Origin of the sequence: Streptococcus sp. 1171_SSPC (assembly GCF_001069335.1) — a bacterium.
Lineage (GTDB): Bacteria > Bacillota > Bacilli > Lactobacillales > Streptococcaceae > Streptococcus > Streptococcus xiaochunlingii.
Genome location: NZ_JWAK01000002.1, coordinates 1 through 592 on the forward strand (window position 1 = coordinate 1; position 592 = coordinate 592).

Consider the following 592-nt stretch of genomic DNA (forward strand, 5'->3'; position numbering starts at 1 on the left):
ACAAGCAGAGGGTCAGCGGTTCGATCCCGTTAACTCCCATAGGTCCCGTAGTGTAGCGGTTATCACGTCGCCCTGTCACGGCGAAGATCGCGGGTTCGATTCCCGTCGGGACCGTAGAAACGAAGTTTCTAGCAGATAATGATACGACTCGTTAGCTCAGTTGGTAGAGCAATTGACTTTTAATCAATGGGTCACTGGTTCGAGCCCAGTACGGGTCATTATAGCGGGTTTGGCGGAATTGGCAGACGCACCAGATTTAGGATCTGGCGCTTTACGGCGTGGGGGTTCAAGTCCCTTAACCCGCATAAAAGAATAATAATGAGCCGGCTTAGCTCAGTTGGTAGAGCATCTGATTTGTAATCAGAGGGTCGCGTGTTCAAGTCATGTAGCCGGCATTTTTTTATATAAAGAAACAGATGCGAACGTAGTTCAGTGGTAGAACACCACCTTGCCAAGGTGGGGGTCGCGGGTTCGAATCCCGTCGTTCGCTTGAGGAGGCCGGGGTGGCGGAACTGGCAGACGCACAGGACTTAAAATCCTGCGATTGGTAACGATCGTACCGGTTCGATTCCGGTCCTCGGCATAGACTTAG

General features: G+C 51.7%; 6 tRNA genes. All 6 read left to right on the top strand.

Going from position 1 to position 592, the window contains the following annotated elements:
- The first annotated feature begins 41 nt into the window (after window positions 1-41).
- The 6 genes from ADF75_RS00145 (at window position 42) to ADF75_RS00170 (ending at window position 583) form a co-directional block, all read left to right on the top strand.
- Window positions 42-114, top strand: a tRNA-Asp gene (locus ADF75_RS00145).
- Window positions 115-145: 31 nt separating this feature from the next.
- Window positions 146-218 (top strand) — tRNA-Lys (locus ADF75_RS00150).
- A 5-nt stretch (window positions 219-223) separates the two neighbouring features.
- Window positions 224-305: transfer RNA gene (locus tag ADF75_RS00155), tRNA-Leu, on the top strand.
- A 17-nt stretch (window positions 306-322) separates the two neighbouring features.
- A tRNA-Thr gene (locus tag ADF75_RS00160) sits at window positions 323-395 on the top strand.
- Window positions 396-418: 23 nt separating this feature from the next.
- Window positions 419-490, top strand: a tRNA-Gly gene (locus ADF75_RS00165).
- Window positions 491-497: 7 nt separating this feature from the next.
- Window positions 498-583 (top strand) — tRNA-Leu (locus ADF75_RS00170).
- Window positions 584-592 lie beyond the last annotated feature (9 nt).